The 17,168-nt window shown below is 53.6% G+C and carries 11 protein-coding genes; 4 read left to right on the plus strand and 7 right to left on the minus strand.

Annotation, left to right across the window (positions count from 1 at the left end; translation table 11 throughout):
* Positions 1-20: 20 nt before the first annotated feature.
* The 3 genes from SIB88_RS03960 to SIB88_RS03970 form a co-directional block, all read right to left on the minus strand.
* Positions 21-1,205: an HD domain-containing phosphohydrolase gene (locus SIB88_RS03960; protein WP_228194643.1), complete on the minus strand. Its 1,185-nt coding sequence runs from the start codon at positions 1,203-1,205 to the stop codon at positions 21-23.
* 14 nt (positions 1,206-1,219) lie between these two features.
* Positions 1,220-2,443: an HDOD domain-containing protein gene (locus SIB88_RS03965; RefSeq protein WP_101245318.1), complete on the minus strand. Its 1,224-nt coding sequence runs from the start codon at positions 2,441-2,443 to the stop codon at positions 1,220-1,222.
* Positions 2,444-2,584: 141 nt separating this feature from the next.
* Positions 2,585-3,808 (minus strand): response regulator, encoded by a 1,224-nt coding sequence (locus SIB88_RS03970; RefSeq protein WP_101245858.1) that lies wholly within the window; start codon positions 3,806-3,808, stop codon positions 2,585-2,587.
* A 355-nt stretch (positions 3,809-4,163) separates the two neighbouring features.
* Here SIB88_RS03970 and SIB88_RS03975 point away from each other — a divergent pair, with 355 nt between their 5' ends.
* Together SIB88_RS03975 and SIB88_RS03980 are read left to right on the plus strand one after the other, a co-directional pair.
* On the plus strand, positions 4,164-5,435 hold the full coding sequence (locus SIB88_RS03975; RefSeq protein WP_412557410.1) for a pentapeptide repeat-containing protein: 1,272 nt from the start codon (positions 4,164-4,166) through the stop codon (positions 5,433-5,435).
* A 170-nt stretch (positions 5,436-5,605) separates the two neighbouring features.
* The gene (locus SIB88_RS03980; protein WP_101245320.1) at positions 5,606-6,880 is read left to right on the plus strand and encodes a pentapeptide repeat-containing protein; all 1,275 of its coding nucleotides are present in this window, start codon (positions 5,606-5,608) and stop codon (positions 6,878-6,880) included.
* A gap of 82 nt (positions 6,881-6,962) precedes the next feature.
* Here SIB88_RS03980 and argJ read toward each other — a convergent pair whose 3' ends face one another.
* From argJ to SIB88_RS04000, 4 genes are all read right to left on the minus strand, one after another.
* Complete coding sequence (gene argJ, locus SIB88_RS03985) at positions 6,963-8,192, minus strand: bifunctional glutamate N-acetyltransferase/amino-acid acetyltransferase ArgJ (protein ID WP_412557411.1); 1,230 nt, start codon at positions 8,190-8,192, stop codon at positions 6,963-6,965.
* A 177-nt stretch (positions 8,193-8,369) separates the two neighbouring features.
* Positions 8,370-9,236, minus strand: a complete 867-nt coding sequence (locus SIB88_RS03990; protein WP_101245322.1) for a peptidylprolyl isomerase — start codon at positions 9,234-9,236, stop codon at positions 8,370-8,372.
* A 286-nt stretch (positions 9,237-9,522) separates the two neighbouring features.
* Positions 9,523-10,647: a hypothetical protein gene (locus tag SIB88_RS03995; RefSeq protein WP_412557412.1), complete on the minus strand. Its 1,125-nt coding sequence runs from the start codon at positions 10,645-10,647 to the stop codon at positions 9,523-9,525.
* A gap of 54 nt (positions 10,648-10,701) precedes the next feature.
* Positions 10,702-11,817, minus strand: coding sequence for a hypothetical protein (locus SIB88_RS04000; protein ID WP_412557413.1), 1,116 nt, complete (start codon positions 11,815-11,817; stop codon positions 10,702-10,704).
* A 335-nt stretch (positions 11,818-12,152) separates the two neighbouring features.
* Here SIB88_RS04000 and secA point away from each other — a divergent pair, with 335 nt between their 5' ends.
* Together secA and SIB88_RS04010 are read left to right on the plus strand one after the other, a co-directional pair.
* Positions 12,153-14,861 (plus strand): preprotein translocase subunit SecA, encoded by a 2,709-nt coding sequence (gene secA / locus SIB88_RS04005; RefSeq protein ID WP_287464370.1) that lies wholly within the window; start codon positions 12,153-12,155, stop codon positions 14,859-14,861.
* A 202-nt stretch (positions 14,862-15,063) separates the two neighbouring features.
* A complete protein-coding gene (locus SIB88_RS04010; protein WP_412557414.1) occupies positions 15,064-17,112 on the plus strand; it encodes a tetratricopeptide repeat protein in 2,049 nt (682 codons plus the stop codon).
* Positions 17,113-17,168: the final 56 nt, after the last annotated feature.

Here is a 17,168-nt window from a genome sequence, read left to right on the forward strand (position 1 = left end):
GTCACGAAATTGTTGCGGTATCAACCGCTTGCGCCCTTGCCGCCGCGGCGAACACGGATCGGCTCATGAAACTGATGCAGTTTCTGGAAAACACGCAGGCGTTGGATCTGAACTTCGGAAATATAGTTTCCGTGGGTCAGCAAGACATGCCCGTCACGGGTTTCGATGTCGGTCAGCAGGAAATCGCCCATCCGCAGATGTTTGAGATAGATGTCATGTTCGGTTCCTTCGGGGAAAGCGGTCTTGTCATAGGACGGATCAACAACCGCGAGAACCATTTCGATCTTGTCGAGAAGGCTCATGTCATAACGTTTCGGCTTTTGACGCAACTCGTCAAAATGCTGTTTGACCACCAGTTCGCTTTCCGTGATTTTTCCCAGGTCATTGAATATCCGAAGAACCCGTGATCCCAGCGGGATATCGGTTCCTTTCGGGCCGTCTGACGGGAAACCGGAACCATCAAAATCGCGATATTGCATATAGACAATCTGCGCGACATTTTCGAGACGGGGGATATTTGAAATCAGACTGCGCGCAACTTCTGGCGTGCGTCTTACGACATCGCGTTCAAGGGGCTGAAGCGGTTTTTCCTCGCCAAGGCGGCTTAAGATATCGGCGGGCAACGAAACATACCCGATTGGCGCAAGAAGGGCGGCAAGCCCCAATTCCCAGGGGTGCGGGTATCCGATCGACTTGGCGACCTGGTCACACCAGACCTTTGCGCGCATGGCCTTGCCAAAAATCGCGGGGTTCAGCTGTGACAAGACTTCGGTCAGGACCTTGATGCTGCCGGCAAGAGTCTGTTCAATCAGCGCCTTTTCAGCTGTGATCAACTGATGCTGGCGCAAGGCGGCGTTGACCCCGACAAGCAGTTCTTCGTCTTCGCACGGCTTGTTGAAAAAACGGAAAATCCGCCCCTGGTTGATGGCTTCGACCGCTGTTTTCTGGTCGGCATTGCCCGTCAGCATCATATTGACGGTATCGGGGCTGAGTTTTGCGACATTGCTGAGAAGTTCGACCCCATCCATTTCGGGCATGCGCATATCGGCAACACAAACCGCGTATTTTGCCCCGCCCTTGATCTTTTCGATGGCCTCAAGCGGGCCAAGGGCGGTGTCGAAACTGAATTTCCCCCGCAGCCGGCGTTTCAGTCCCATCAGCAGGTTTTCATCGTCATCGACGAAAAGTACACGCGGCTCTTCCATGATATGTCCCTCCCTTACTTGGCGAGTTCCGAATATTTTTCTTCGACCAGCTTTGCGGTTTCACGCCATGCCGGCAGTCTGTCGGCCTTGTTCATCCGTTCAAGATATTCGATGTCGATCCGGCTTTCCGGGGCTGTACCGGTTCTGAGTTCGATGGCGACTTCGCGCGCAAGATGTTGCGCAACGTAAATTGTCGTCAGCGCATCCATTTCATTGTGGGGCGTATCCTGAGGGCGGTGGTGATAGGCGACCGTCTGAACCATCGCGCTGGGGAAACCCCACAGACCCAGAAGATAGGCGCCGATTTCCGGGTGGGCGGCACCGAACTGGTCACGTTCGGCAAGGTTGATCGGGATATCTTCACTTTCGACGCGTTTGATGACTTCGGTCATTTCCTTGGCGCGGAATGCGTAAAGGATCAGGCTGCCGGTGTGGCTCAGCATTCCAATGGCGGGCATGACATTGATGATTTCCGGGGCGAGCTTTTCCTGTTCGGCAATCAGGGTGGCCAGAACACCAAGTTGCTGGCTGCGCTGGCACAGTTGCATCATGCGCGTGGCATCGGTTTTGGGGCCGTCATAACTGCGAAACAGGCCGGTAAAAAGTGCAAGCGCCTTAAGCGTATCAATGCCAAGCATGCGAATGGCAAGTGATACAGACGTGATGTTCTGACGAATGGCAAAATAGGCCGAATTGGTCAGTTTCAGAATTTCGGCGGTCAGGGCAATGTCAGACGCCACGATCGAGGTCAGCTTGTCATTGCTGACCATCGGGTCTTCAAGGGCATTGACCAGATTGGTATAGGTGCTGGGCGGGGATGCCAGCGTATCAATCCCGCCGACCAACGAGCGCAAGTCCGGATTGGTCAGCAAATTGCGAAGATCAAGCGCGTTGTCGATGGTTTCAAGCAACATGTTGTCGTCGCAAGGTTTGGCCAGATATTGATGGGCCGGACCGACAGTTCGCAACACGGCTTCTTCTTCGCTGAAGCCCGAAAGAATAATACGTGCCGTGTGTGGATGCTTTTGCTGCATCACGGTCAATAGTTCAGCCCCGTCCGTGCCGGGCATACGCATATCGGAAATGACGACGTCGGGCTCTGTTTCTGCGGCCTGGGCAATTGCACTTTCGGCATTCGCCGCAAATGACAATTTCCAGTCAGGACGCACAGAGTGCAGACGTCGACGCAATCCTTCCAGAATGTTTGTTTCATCATCGACAAACAGGATGATGCTCATGGTTACCCTCTTACGCACGTTTCATATTGTTTAGATGGGATTGCAGACCGTCCATTCACAGTCCGCATTTGAGGAGGGAGTTCAGATAATTGCAGGAAACCCATGGCAATTGGCCTGCAATGCCGGGATGCGGCGGATGTGTCAGCTGTTGGTAAGTTCACTGTATTTTTGCGAAACAATTCGGGCAATGTTTGTCCATTCTTCGATCCGGCCGGTTTTGCCGATCAATGCCAGATAGTTCATATCAATTCTGCTTTCGGGATCTTGCCCGTTTTCCTGGTCGGCGATTTCACGGGTGAGATGCTGGGCAACATAAATCGCTGTCAGGGCATTCATCTCCTTATGGGGGAGATCCATCGGGCGATGGTGATAGGCAACCGCCTGGATTACCGGGGCCGGGAACCCCCACAGTCCCAAAAGATAGGCACCGATTTCGGCATGACAGGCACCGAATTGCTCGGTTTCGGCCTTGGCAATTGAAATGCCTTCGGTCTCGACCCGTTTGGTGACGGCCTCCATCTCGTCAGGCCGGTTGGCATAAAGGATCAATGTGCCGATGTGGCTGAGCATCCCGATACTGGGCACCGCGTGGCAGATTTCGCGCGGCAGGTCTTCGAATTCGGCAATAAGAGCCGCAGTCACACCGATTTGTTGGCTGCGATGGCACAGGCGTTTGAGGTTGGCGGCCTGATTGGGCGGGCCTTCAAAACCGCGATAAAGCCCGACAAAAAGCGCCAGCGCCTTGAGCGTTTCCTTGCCCAGCATGCGCACCGCATGCGAGACCGATGACACCGTCTGTGTAACTGCGAAATAGGACGAGTTGGTCAGTTTGAGAACTTCGGTCGTCAGCGCAATGTCAGACTCGACAATTTCCGAAATGCTTTCGAGTGAATAATCCGGATCGGCAAAGGCGTCCTCAAGCCGGATATAGGTATCGGGCGGGGAGGCTAGGCTTTTGGAATCAGCCACCAGTGTTCTTAGTTCCGGACTTTGCAGCAACTGGCGCAGTCCCAGCGCATTTTCCATGCTTTCGATCAGTGTCTGATTGTCGCAGGGTTTGCTCAGAAACTGGTGGGCGGGGCCGATGGTGCGCAGATAGGATGCATTGTCAGCATGCCCGGTCAGGATGATCCGGACAGCGTCGGGGTGGGTTTCCTGAAGTTTTTCAAGCAAGGTAATCCCGTCCATTTCCGGCATCTGGATGTCGGAAACAATCACATCGAAATTCATCTTGCTTGCAAGTGTCAGGGCTTCTGCGCCGCTGGTCGCGAAATAGAGATTCCATTCCGGCCGCGCACTGCGCAGCCAGCGGCGCAATCCGCTTAGAACATTGGTGTCGTCATCAACAAAAAGGATGTGATGCATTCGCAGGGTCGCCTTGTTTTTCTTGCTTTGCAGGTGGGGGCTTTGCGGCGCGATCACAAGATCGGCTGTTTAATTCAGGGAATGCTGAAAAAAAGGCAGCCAGGGTGTGACGTGTGATGCGGTTTCGGGATGGACAGGGCAACATTGACACATTGTCCAATCCGGATGGATAAGGTATGGATAACTTATCCTTTGGTATAGATGTCTGCGTGTAAGCATCTATATTTGCAGTGCTTTTTTATGCAAATGTCATATTTTGTCAGACTGTAACCGGCCGGGGACAGTTACAATTATGTGGCTCGCGAACGACATAGAAGTATATTGCCGTATGAATGATCGGGGTGCGGTTTAATAGATGACAACGCGTTCAGAACTGATTGACGCGATAAAAAAACACCAGCTGTATGTGATGAAGCAGCCGGGTGGCAAACGCATGCAACTGCGTAACGGCAACCTTTCCCGCATCAAAATGAGCAAGATCACCCTCGAAGACGCAGTGCTTCCGGGCGCGAACTTCATTCAGGCCGTGATCCGTGACGTTAAGTTCGATTTCTGTGACCTGTTTGGTACCAATTTTGTCGAAGCCGACCTTGAAGGATCCAGTTTTGTTCGTGCGGATTTGCGCGGGGCAAATATGGCGCGGGCGAAATTGCGGCACGCCAACCTTAAGGGGGCTGACCTTCGATCCGGTGTGATGGTGATTGTTGATGCCGGGCGCGAGAAAAAGGTCAAACGCGCAACGGATCTTGCCAATGCCGATTTGCAAGGATCGATGTTGTCCGGGGCCAATATGGCCGAAAGCAATCTTTCAGGCGCGCGTCTTGCCGATGCCGATTTAAGCGATGCCAACATGTTTGCCGTCAACCTTGCCGGGGCTGATCTGACGGGATGTAATCTTTCGGGGGCGAAGCTTAAAAACGCCAATCTCAAAGGGGCGCGGCTCAAAGACAGTCTGCTGGTTGGAACCGACCTTACCGGTGCAAATTTGCGCAATGTCGATTTGACGTCTGTCGATCTGTCGCAGGCCAATATTGCCAATTCAATTGGCAGCAAGGCCGTAACCCCCTTGCCCGAAGACATTCGCGAACTGATCAACAGCCACACCGAATGGCTGACCAGTGGGGGTTCATCCGGTGTGCCGTTAAATGTCACCGGCCGTGATCTGACCGAACTTGATTTTTCGGGACTGGATCTTTCGGCGGCGTGTTTTGATGATTGCATTCTCAAGGGTGCATTGTTTGTCGATGCCATTCTGGCAATGACATCAATGCGCAATGCCGATCTGCGCAATGCCCGTCTGAGCGGTGCGATCATGAATGGTGTGCGGATGTCTTATGCCAATTGCGCCAAGGCGATTTGCCAGGGCGTGCGGTTTGGTGGCGTGGAACAGCGCGATGCCAAGGGCAACAAGACCGGTGATGTCTGGCGGGCCGATCTGACGGCGGCGGATTTTTCACATGCCGATCTTCGGAATTCTGTATTTGAAGCCCCGCAGATGAAGGGTGCGATTCTGAGCAAGGCAAATATCGCAGGCGTCGCATTCGGGGAAACCGACCTGTCCGAAGTTGAGCTGACCGGAACCAATATCGGCGCCATCCTTAGCGGCACAATTCCCGAACAAGTATAGTGTTTTTGGCGGCTTCCTGTTCATCAGGATAGTCCGAAAACCGAAATTCTTCCGATAAAACTAATTTAGCGACAGGTGCGGTGCGATTTGCATTGCGTTGCAGCTAACTGTTGCAGTTTATTAGATTAATACAAAACAGTGTGATCTTGGTGTGGGGGAAAATTGGTCACATGACAGCGCGTGCCGAGCTGATTGATGCAATCAAATTGCATCAGCTTTATCTGAACCAGAAACCGGGTGGCCGGCGCATGCAGGTGCGCAACGGCAACCTGTCGCGAATCAAGATGAGCAAAATCAGCTTGCAGGAGGCCGTCCTGCCCGGCGCGAACTTCATTCAGGCAACCGCGCACCAGGTCTGTTTTGATTATTGCGATCTGTTCGGGGCCAATTTTGTCGAAGCTGATCTTGAAGGATCAAGCTTTCTGCGGGCCGATCTTCGTGGTGCGAACATGGCACGCAGCAAATTGCGATACGCCAATTTAAGCGGCATTGATCTGCGTGCCGGCATCATGGTCGTGGTCGAGGGCAGTCAGGAACGCCCGGTCAAAAAAGCCACCGACATGAGCAACACCGACCTTGAAGGCGCAATGATGTGGGGGGCCAATCTGTCGGGGGCCAATATGTCCGGTTCGCGGCTGGCCCACACTGATATGAGCGATGCCAACATGTTTGCCGTCAACCTTGAAGGTGCGGACCTTACGGGCTGTAACCTCAGTGGTGCGAAATTGCGCAATGCCAATCTCAAGGGGGCGAAACTTGCCGGTTGTGAACTGGTTGGTGCGGATCTGAGCGGGGCGAACCTGCGCAATGTGGACATGACAGATGTCGATATCAGCCAGGCAAATACATCCTATTCGATCGGTGGCGGAACACCGTCCGCACCGCTGGCTGACGATATTCGCGATCTGGTCAACGGGCATAGTGAATGGCTTTCGACAAGCGGGAAAAGCGGTGTTCCGATGATTGCAGTTGGTCGCGATCTGAGCGGGCTTGATTTTTCGGGGCTTGATCTTTCGGGGGCGTGTTTTGACAAATGCATCCTGCGCGGCGCGCTGTTTGTCGACACCATTCTTGCCATGTGTTCAATGCGCGATACCGATATGCACAAGGTCCGCATGAACGGGGCGGTACTTGACGGGGTGCGCATGGCAAATGCCGACTGCACCGAGGCCGTGTTTCAGGGCGTGAAATTTGGCGGTGTCGATCAGCGCGATAAGAAGGGGGCCAAAACCGGGTCTGTCTGGCGGGCCGATCTGACCAATGCCAATTTCGAACAGGCTGATTTGCGCAATTCGGTTTTTGAAGAAACCCAGATGAAAGGCGCCAATCTGACCAAGGCGAATGTTGCCGGTGTTGCATTTGGCGCAACGGATTTGACCGAAGTCGAACTTGAAGGATCAAACGTTGGTCTGATCCTTAATGGCTATATCCCGGGCCGCAAGTGATCGGGCATTGCATCATCATGTGAAATGCAAAACGCCGCCCGGGCAGGCGGCGTTTTTTAATGTTTGATCAAGCGATCGTCGATCAGCTGCGGTAATCCGCATTGATCGAGATATAGCCATGGGTCAGGTCACAGGTCCATACCGTGGCCGCACCATCGCCAAAGCCAAGATCCGCTGCAATGTCGATATACTGGCCCTTGATATGGGCTTCGACCGGGCCTTCGTCATAATCGGCGACCCGTTCGCCGTTTTTGGCAAGTTCAATGCCGCCAATGGAAACGGTCAGTTTGTTCGGATCCGCGGTCACACCGCATTTGCCAACAGCCATGACGATACGGCCCCAGTTGGCGTCTTCACCGGCAATTGCGGTTTTGACCAGTGGGGAATTGGCAATCGCCTTGGCAGCAATTTTGGCTTCTTTTTCATTCACTGCGCCGGTGACGTTGACCGTGATGAATTTCGATGCACCTTCGCCGTCGCGAACGATCTGATGGGCAAGATCACGAAGAACACCTTCAAGAGCATCCTTGAATTCGGCGATAGCCGGGTCATTGGCATCAGACACGGTGTCATTGCCAGCCTTGCCGGTAGCGGCAAGCAGCAAGGTGTCAGACGTGGAGGTGTCACTATCCACCGTAATCGCGTTGAAGCTGCGATTGTTGCAGTCCGACAGCAATGCCTGAAGGGCACTGTGCGGAAGGGCCGCATCGGTGAAGACAAAGCCGAGCATGGTGGCCATGTTCGGTTCAATCATGCCTGATCCCTTGGCAATGCCGGCAATGGTGACTTTGGTGCCATTGATGGTGGCGGTCGCCGACGCCCCTTTGGGGAAGGTGTCGGTGGTCATGATGGCCTTGGCGGCATCAAGCCAGCCTGCATCATTGGCAAGAATATCGTCCAGCGCATCGGTAATGCGGGTTGCGGTGGTCGGCTCGCCAATGACCCCGGTCGACGCGGTGAAGATTTCATTTTTCGCACAGCCAAGGGCCTTGGCAGCGCTTTCAACCTTGTCTGCGACGAACTTTTCGCCGGCCTTGCCGGTAAAGGCGACCGAGTTGCCCGCATTGACAAAAAATGCACGTGCGGTCCCGCCTTTAAGTGCTTCGCGGCCCCAACGAACAGCCGCAGATGCGGTGGTCGATGTCGTGAAGACACCGGCAACCTGGGTGCCCGGTTCAAGTTCGGCAAACAGAACATCCGGGCGGCCCTTGTATCGAATGCCAAGGGTGGCCGTATGCAGTTTGACACCGGCAATAGCCGGGAGTTCAGGGAACCCTGCGGGGGCAAGCGGTGAAAGCGAGGTCGCTACCATCAGTGCAATTTCCTTAAATGGACAAGTTTGGTTCATCCTGCCGCAACGGTGACGAAAAGCAAGCAGCAGAATGCATTTATTCAGATCAGTGATCGGCAACACAAACGGGGTGAAGCCAGTGGCCGCACCCCGTTTGGTTCAAGTGAATTCAAGATCAGTCGGTATGAGCCGGGCTGATTAGTTCTTCTTGTCTTCTGCCGGTGCGTCCTTGGCAGCTTCTTCTGCTGCTTTTTCGACATTGTTCACGATGTCGGCTTTTTCGCGCAGGCCTTCAACAATGGTGTTGATGGCATCGCGGGTGACTTCGGCAGTCAGTTGCTGACGAACTTCGTCAAGCGAAGGCTGGGTGCCTTCTTTCTTTTCTTCAACCTTGATCACGTGCCAGCCGAACTGGGTCTGAACCGGTTCTTTGGAATAGGTGCCGGCTTCCATTGCAAAGGCTGCTTCGGCAAACGGGGCAACCATGTCAGCACGGTTAAAGAAGCCAAGATCGCCACCATTCGGGGCAGACGGGCCGGTCGACTTTTCCTTGGCGAGTTCTACGAAGTCCGCACCATCATCAAGTTCGGCGATGACTGCTTTGGCGTCTTCTTCGTTTTCAAGAAGGATATGACGGGCATGAACCTGCGGTTCGGGTTCGTTGTTTGCTACGAACTCATCATATTTTGCCTTGATCGCGTCTTCGGTGACGGCATCGTCAAGCGCACGGTCAAGATAGGTTTCGGCAATCACGCGGCGCTCAAGCGCTTCGACGCGTTCCTTGACTTCCTCGTCATCCGCAAGACCGGCGTCGCTACCGGCAATCATCAGCAGGCGCTGGTTGATTTCGCGGGTCAGCAGATCGGCCTTGAGCATTTCGAACGGCAGCTGGCGATACTGTTGCGGCAGGCCCTGTTGGGTTGCACGGACTTCAGATTCCAGAATTTCTTCGCCGTTCACCGTTGCCAGAACCGGGTCTTCGGCCGGTGCAGCATCCTGTGCCAGAACAGGGGATGCAAAAATGACGGATGCCAGCGACGCGGCAAGAAGGGTATTGCGCAGCATAGTTTCTCCAGACTTTGATTTCGCGGGCTTTCAGCCCAGTGCCTCTCTCCACGGGTAAATCACATAAGCGGGTCATGCACAAGGCTTCGCCGTGGAAGTCGGGCTTTTTCGCAAAGCAATCTGTCCAAAATGTGAAACCCTTACATGCGAGAGTAAAAATATGACTTTGCGCGCCAAATAACTGTGAAAATGCCCGCGGTCATCCGCGTCATCAAAATCCGTTTCAATGACGCGGGCATGTCAAATCCGGTGAATGACCGATTTGTGAAATTTGGGGTGGGGCTGATCAGGCTTTCACGTCAAAAAAGACTTCGCCGACCTGACCTGTTGATCCGTCATCGCGTTCAAACTGCGACTGTGCCACCAGATCACCGCCGATCAGGCGTTTATCGATCGGGGTTACCATGGCAAGCGAAATGGATTTGATGCCGGCATCGGTCAGGCCTTGCTGACTGCCATCCGCGCGCAGCAAGACCAGGGATGAAAATACGCCGTCCTGCTGGTCAATCAGGCCATCAAGATTGTCGTCAAATTTCGACAGTTCCGCGAAGCCGTCCTTGGCGCCGTGCTGGTCACCAAACAATTCGCGACCATCGTTGATTTCACCGTCACCATTGCGGTCAAGTGCCAAAAGGGCATCTGCACCCTTTATCCAGGCGGTCTGGTCAAGTGTGCCATCGCCATCGATGTCAAACAGCTGCCCGTCCTTGAGGCTTGTGATGTCTATGCCGTTGCCATCAAGGTCAAGGATCAGGGGGTCTTGCTGGAATATCTGGGCAATTTCGATCCGCACCATTTCGATATGTGCCTTGAATTCCGAGATCGAGACATTTGCCTGACCACCGATGCGTGAAAATTTCGCTTCAAAGGCACTGATATCGATTTCAACCCGTTGGGATGAAACGGATAGGGCGCCCAGATTAATCTGGCTTGCGCCGTTGCTGATGTTCAGTGACAGTTCCTGTGCCGAAATTGCCCGACCGGAACCGTTTGCACCGGAAACGGCCATATCTTCGGGGGCGCCACCGGTCATGGCATTGGCCATGGCGCGTGCCTTGGCCGGGGGAATGCCCATCATTGCCAGCACAATGAAAGCTTCTCGGTTCATTCGCGTCTGGGCTTCGTCCATTGCCGGTTTGATGGCATTGACCACATCAAGGGCGTTGGTCTGAACTTCGAAAACCGGGCGCTGCAATTGGCCAAGCGTTTGTTCGATACGCTGGTTTGCTTCGATGCTGAGATCAATCTGATCGACGATCGCGCGCTGACGGGCAAGCTCCCCGTCAGCTGCGTCATTATCGCCGGACTTTGCGGTTACGCTGAGCGCACTTTGTGATGCGGCCTGCGACAATGTTGCCGTGGCGGCATTTTGATGGGCCGTCGAATTTGTCAGGCTGGTATGGTCAAACATTCAGCGCCTCCTTCCTGAAGGGCTGCGGGGTGCCACAGGGCATCCCGTTGGCAGTTAAATCAGAACATCTTGTTCCTGTGACGGGTCGATCACCGGTACGGTTTCGCCGGCCGGGAAGGTGAAGGTTGCATCACCGCCATCCTGACCAAAACGTCCCATCGGCATCAACATGTCGACGGTAAGTTTCAACTGATTGTTGTCAGCACCTTCTTGCGGTGCGGACTGGCTGATGCCACGGACGATCAATGTCGCCTGTTCCATGAACTGTTCGGTGATCTGGGCATTGAGTGCAGCCATACGTTCTGCTGCAATCGACTGGCCGGTCGCCGGGGTTGCGGATGCGTCTTCGCCGTCGCCGTCGCCAGATTTGCTATCATCCGAACCGACTGTTGCATTCATCAATTCGCGGATGAACTCGGCGACTCCGTTATCATTCATATCAAACAGCAATCCGCCATCTTCGGCATTGGCCGGGTTGCCCAGCATATCAACAAGGGAACCGCCGCCAAGGCCGTCCATTACCGTGCCAAGCGCACCCAGTGCTGCGCCCATGCTGTTGCCGATGGCAACGGCTTCGGTACGGACAACCTCGATTTTGGCGGCCTGATAATTGAACGAGAATTCGCCGGTATCGTTATTGATGCTGATATCAAGCGATTGGACGGCCATCATGGCTGTTTCGGAAACGCCAACAGCGGCACCATTCGCGCCAGCATATGAAATCGCTGTCTTGCTGTGACTTGCAATGGCCTGGTCAAAGGAAAATTCAAACTGATCCTGACCCTTTGCTGCATCGCGAATGCCGTCAAACATGGCATCGGTTGCGGCAATTGCGTCTTCCTGGCTCATCCCGGACAGGGCAAACATTTCCTGGACACTGCCGCGGATCATGTCAAGCGACGCATCAAGGGCGCGCTCAAACAATTCTTCGGTCGTCAGCGGTTTGTTTGAAAGGGCTTTGCCATTGGCCGGTGCAAGCTGCTGGCTTTCATTATGAGCGGCCAGCGCATCATCAGACAGGGCAACCGGGTCCATACGGCTGCGCGCATTGGCATTCGCCTGTGCGGAGTCCTGACCGTTTTCTGTGCCGGGCTTTGCAATGGCCTGACGCGCGTCCTGCAGGCTGGATTGGCCCTGACGGAACGGATTAAGCGCGGAGAAATCTACCATTTCCTCCTCCTGAGGATGCGTTCAGGCATCGGGGCAAAACCCTTTTTGATTGCCGGAACTGAGCTACATGCTCTTTGAAGTTTAAAACTGTGGACCAAATAATACGGTTTTTTTGTGCATTTCTCAAGCCAGAAGCGATCAGGGACAAAGCCAACTCTCCCTGGCATGGTGGTTGGGCGTGAAACGGTGGTTCGATCGGTGCCTATTTTCGGCCCAACATTAGCGATATTGGTTCGTTCCGTTGACAGATGGCAGGCAGGGTTCTATCTGTGATCGGGCTCGGCTTTCTGCCGTTGCCTAATCGTGTCTTTATTCATTTGTTCAGGAACGTATTAATGCTCGGCGCCATTGCCCGGAAAATTTTCGGTTCAGCTAACGATCGTGAAGTCAAAGCCCTGCGGGCCACGGTCGAGCAAATCAATGCCCTGGAACCCGAAGTCGAGAAGCTTAGTGACGACGAACTGCGCGCCCGCACGGACTGGCTGCGCGAACGTCTGAAAAACGGCGAGACTCTTACCGATATTCTGCCAGATACATTCGCGACTATCCGCGAGGCATCCAAACGTGTTCGCGGCGAACGGCATTACGATGTCCAGCTGCTTGGCGGCATGGTTCTGTGCCAGGGCAAGATTGCCGAAATGAAAACCGGTGAAGGTAAAACGCTTGTTTCAACCTTGCCGGTTTATTTGAATGCGCTTGAAGGCAAGGGCGTTCATGTGGTGACCGTCAACGACTATCTGGCCCGCCGCGATGCGGAATGGATGGGTGAAGTGTATGGCTTCCTTGGTCTTTCGGTTGGCGTGATCATGCATGGCATGACCGATGATCAGCGCCGCGAGGCATATGCGTGTGACATCACCTATGCGACCAACAACGAGCTGGGCTTTGATTATCTGCGCGATAACATGAAGTTCCGCCTTGAAGACATGGTACAGCGCCCGTTCAACTTTGCGATCGTCGATGAAGTCGACTCGATCCTGATTGACGAAGCCCGTACCCCGCTGATTATTTCCGGCCCGGCCGAAGACAGCTCGGAACTGTATCGTGCGATCGATGTCCTGATCCCGAAACTGACCGAAGATGATTTCGAAAAAGACGAAAAAGCCCGTGCTGTTACCCTGACCGAAGACGGGACCGAGCACGCCGAACAGCTTTTGATGGAAATGGGCATCCTGACCGAAGGCACGCTTTATGACGTTGCCAACGTTCATCTGGTCCATCACGTCAACCAGGCCCTTCGTGCGCACAAGCTGTTCCAGAAGGACACCGATTACATCGTCAAGGACGACAAGGTCGTCATCATTGACGAATTTACCGGTCGTATGATGGAAGGCCGCCGTTATTCCGATGGCCTGCATCAGGCGCTTGAAGCCAAGGAAAAGGTCAAAATCCAGAACGAGAACCAGACGCTGGCATCGATCACGTTCCAGAACTATTTCCGTCTGTATCCGACCCTGGCAGGCATGACCGGTACGGCAATGACCGAGGCCGAGGAATTCGAAGAAATCTATGGTCTGCAGGTTGTCGAAATCCCGACCCATCGCCCGATTGCCCGTAAGGATGCCGATGACGAGATCTATCGCACGGCCAAGGAAAAATGGGTGGCAATTGCCGAACAGCTTGCAGATTGCCACGAACGCGGTCAGCCGGCACTGGTTGGGACTGTCTCGATCGAAAAATCGGAAATTCTGTCTGACCTTCTTAAGCAGAAGAAAATTCCGCACGAAGTTCTCAATGCCAAGCAGCATGAACGCGAAGCATTGATCGTTGCCCAGGCCGGTGCGCCCGGCGCGATTACGATCGCCACCAACATGGCCGGTCGTGGTACGGACATCAAACTTGGCGGTAACGTCGAGATGCGTGTCGAACATGAACTGGCTGACGTTACTGACGAGGCCAAGCGCGCGGCTGCAATTGAAAAAATCAAAGCCGAAGTCAAAGCCGATCAGGAAAAGGTTCTGGCTGCCGGTGGTCTGTTTGTGATTGGTACCGAACGTCATGAATCACGCCGCGTGGACAACCAGCTGCGTGGTCGTTCCGGTCGTCAGGGTGACCCGGGCGGTTCGAAATTCTATCTGTCGCTTGAAGATGATCTGATGCGTATTTTCGGGTCCGAGCGCATGGACGGGATGCTTCAGAAACTGGGGCTTCAGGAAGGCGAGGCGATCTACCATCCGTGGATCAACAAGGCGCTTGAAAAGGCCCAGCAGAAAGTTGAAGCACGTAACTTCGACATTCGTAAGAACGTTCTGAAATTTGACGATGTCATGAATGACCAGCGTAAGGTCGTTTATGAGCAGCGCCGTGATCTGATGCAGGCCAAGCATGTCGCCGAAGACGTGGCCGACATGCGTGCCGAAGTGATCGAAGAACTTGTCGAGAAATACTGCCCGGCAAAGGTTTACCCGGAACAGTGGGAAGTCGCGAGCCTGCATGAGGAAACCACGAGACTTCTGGGCCTTGATCTTCCGATTTCGGAATGGGTCAAGGAAGAAGGCATCGATCAGGAAGTCATGCGTGAACGCATCGAAAAGGCAGCATCTGAAAAAATGGCTGCCAAGGTTGCGAATTACGGCGCGGACATCATGCGTCAGGTCGAGAAAAGCCTTGTTCTTCAGCTGCTCGATCAGTCGTGGAAAGAGCACCTTCTGGCGCTTGATCATCTGCGTCAGGGCATTGGGCTTCGGGCCTATGGACAGCGCGATCCGCTGAATGAATTCAAGCGTGAAGCATTCAACATGTTTGAAGGGATGCTGGCCAATCTGCGCGAACGTGTGACCCAGATGCTGTCACATGTTGAACTGCAATCCGCACCGCGCCCCGAAGACCTTGAAGCCCGTCGTCCGCAGCAGGAAATGCACGAAAACCGCGACGAACTTGAAGGCAGCGAACAGGGATCGGACAGCGCAACTGTTCAGTCACGTCAGGCATCGGGCACCGTGAACCCGAACGATCCGTCCACCTGGGGACGTGTCGCCCGCAATCAGGCCTGCCCGTGCGGTTCAGGCAAGAAATACAAACATTGTCATGGTCAGCTTGCCTGATTGCTATCTGGTAATATCGATCACAAAACGCGCATTCTTCGGAATGCGCGTTTTTTTGTTTCTGTGAAGATAGCTAAGAATTTTGTCCTGTTTAGAATTGCCTAGGTAATTGGATTTATTTTTATTTTCCAGGCGTGTTGCTGCTTTGAATCTGGTGATTTAAAATTTCTCGCGACAGCACAAGCATTGGAAAGGAAGCAAGGTGTCCTCATTCGATCAGGTCTCCAGGCGGGCCAAAAAACTGGAAGCCGACGGCCGGATCGGTGAAGCGATCAAGCTTTACGAGGAGTTCTTGCAGAAATTTCCGAAGAATAGTCGCGCGAAGGCTGCACGCGACGAGCTACTACGCCGAACCAAATCCGCAAGCATGAGTGCTGCCCAAGAATCCTATCAGACTGCCAAGGCGCTGTTTGATCGGGGGGATTTCGCAAAAGGGATCGCTATTGCGGAACGGATTGTTACTGAAGTTCCGGAAAGTGCGGAGGCCTGGAATTTTCTGGGGGCAGCGTATTTCCGAAGTCAAAATCTGGTCGAAGCGGAGCGCTGTTTGCGCAAGGCGCTTGAAATCGACAAGAAGCTGATCCCGGCATGGACAAATATCGGAACTCTGTTTCATGCTCAGAACCGGCTGGACCAGGCGTTGGTTGCATTTCAAAACGCAAGTTTTCTGGAGCCGGAAAATGGCGGGTTTTACAACAGCATTGGCGGGATATTGATTTCAATGGGCCGCCTTGAAGAGGCGGAGCAGTTTTGTGCGCGTGCGATCAAATATGCGCCGAACCTGCCAAATGCATATAGCAATCTTGCTATTGTCTTCTATCACAGGTCCAAGTTGGATTTGGCGAAGAAAGCATATGAAAAAGCCTTGCAGCTTCAACCCAAAAACTTCGCGGCTTTTGGCGAGTATTTCTATATCCGGGCAAAGCTGTGCGACTGGTCAGAAGTTGCTATTGAATTGCCAGACACCAGCCCAGTTGGCGAGCCGGGCAACTCTATGTCGCCGTTTTCAATGTTACCGTATGAGGATGACCCGTTCGCACAACGCAAGCGTTCCGAGGTGCGTGCACGCGAGTTGCAGGTTCCAACCCGGTTTCCGGCGTTCCTGCCTCCTTCAGCACGTCCAAAGAAGTTGAAGATCGGTTATTTTTCAGCTGATTTCCATAATCACGCCACCATGTCGCTGATGATGGGGGTGTTGGGTGCCCACGACAAAGGTAGGTTTGAAATTCATGCCTATAGCTATGGCGGTGTGAAAGAAGGGTGGCGTCGGGCGCAGTTTCAGGAAAAAGTCGAAAAATGTTGGGACGTTCACGGTGCCGCGGACGAGGAAATTGTCAAGCACGCGCGCGAGCAAGGGATTGATATTGCCATCGATTTGAAAGGTTACACCGATCAGGGGCGGACCCGTCTGTTTGCACATCGCATTGCTCCGGTTCAGATCAGTTATCTTGGCTATCCCGGTACATTGGGGGCCGACTTTATTGATTATATGATTGCAGACCGTTCGGTCATTCCTGATCAATACAGGGATGCCTACTCGGAAAAGCTGATCTACATGCCGCATTGTTATCAGCCAAACGATGCCGATCGCAGGTTTGAGCCAAGTCACCAGTCGCGCGAGGATCTTGGTTTGCCCGAACGTGGCTTTGTCTTTTGCGCATTTAATGGCTGCTACAAGATTTCCCCGCGGGAGTTCGAAATTTGGATGCGGCTTCTGGACAAGGTAGATGGATCGGTGCTGTGGTTGCTTGGCGGTAGTGAAGACGCTGTAAGTAACCTCAGGAAAGAGGCCGAGCTGGCCGGCATTGATCCCGATCGCTTGATCTTTGCTGATTTGGTGCCTGAAGAGCAGCACCTTGCGCGACAAGCGCATGCTGACCTGTTTCTTGATACCTTCAACGTTAACGCCCACACGACGGCAAGCGACGCTTTGTGGGCCGGGTTGCCCATTCTGACTTTGCCGGGCAAACAGTTCGCAGCAAGGGTTGCTGCGAGCATTCTCAAAGCAGCAAACCTGCCAGAGCTGATTGCGAAAGATGAAGCCGAGTACGAGGAAATCGCTCTTGATCTTGCGTTGAATCCTGAGAAGGCACGGGCCTTGAAAGTCAAAGTTCAGGAGCAGCTTCAAACCTGTCCGTTATTTGATACCAAAAGCTATACCATTGCGTTGGAAGCCGGGTTTGAAGCGGCATATGGCCACTATTTGAACGGGGTTGCGCCAGAAGACATTGATCTGAGTTCATCTGTTTGATGCAGAGTGTTTTCTGCACTTGGCGAAGCACATTGGCCGCGATAAAACATTGTCAT

This window comes from Thalassospira sp. MIT121401 (genome assembly GCF_047125595.1).
Taxonomy (GTDB): domain Bacteria; phylum Pseudomonadota; class Alphaproteobacteria; order Rhodospirillales; family Thalassospiraceae; genus Thalassospira; species Thalassospira povalilytica.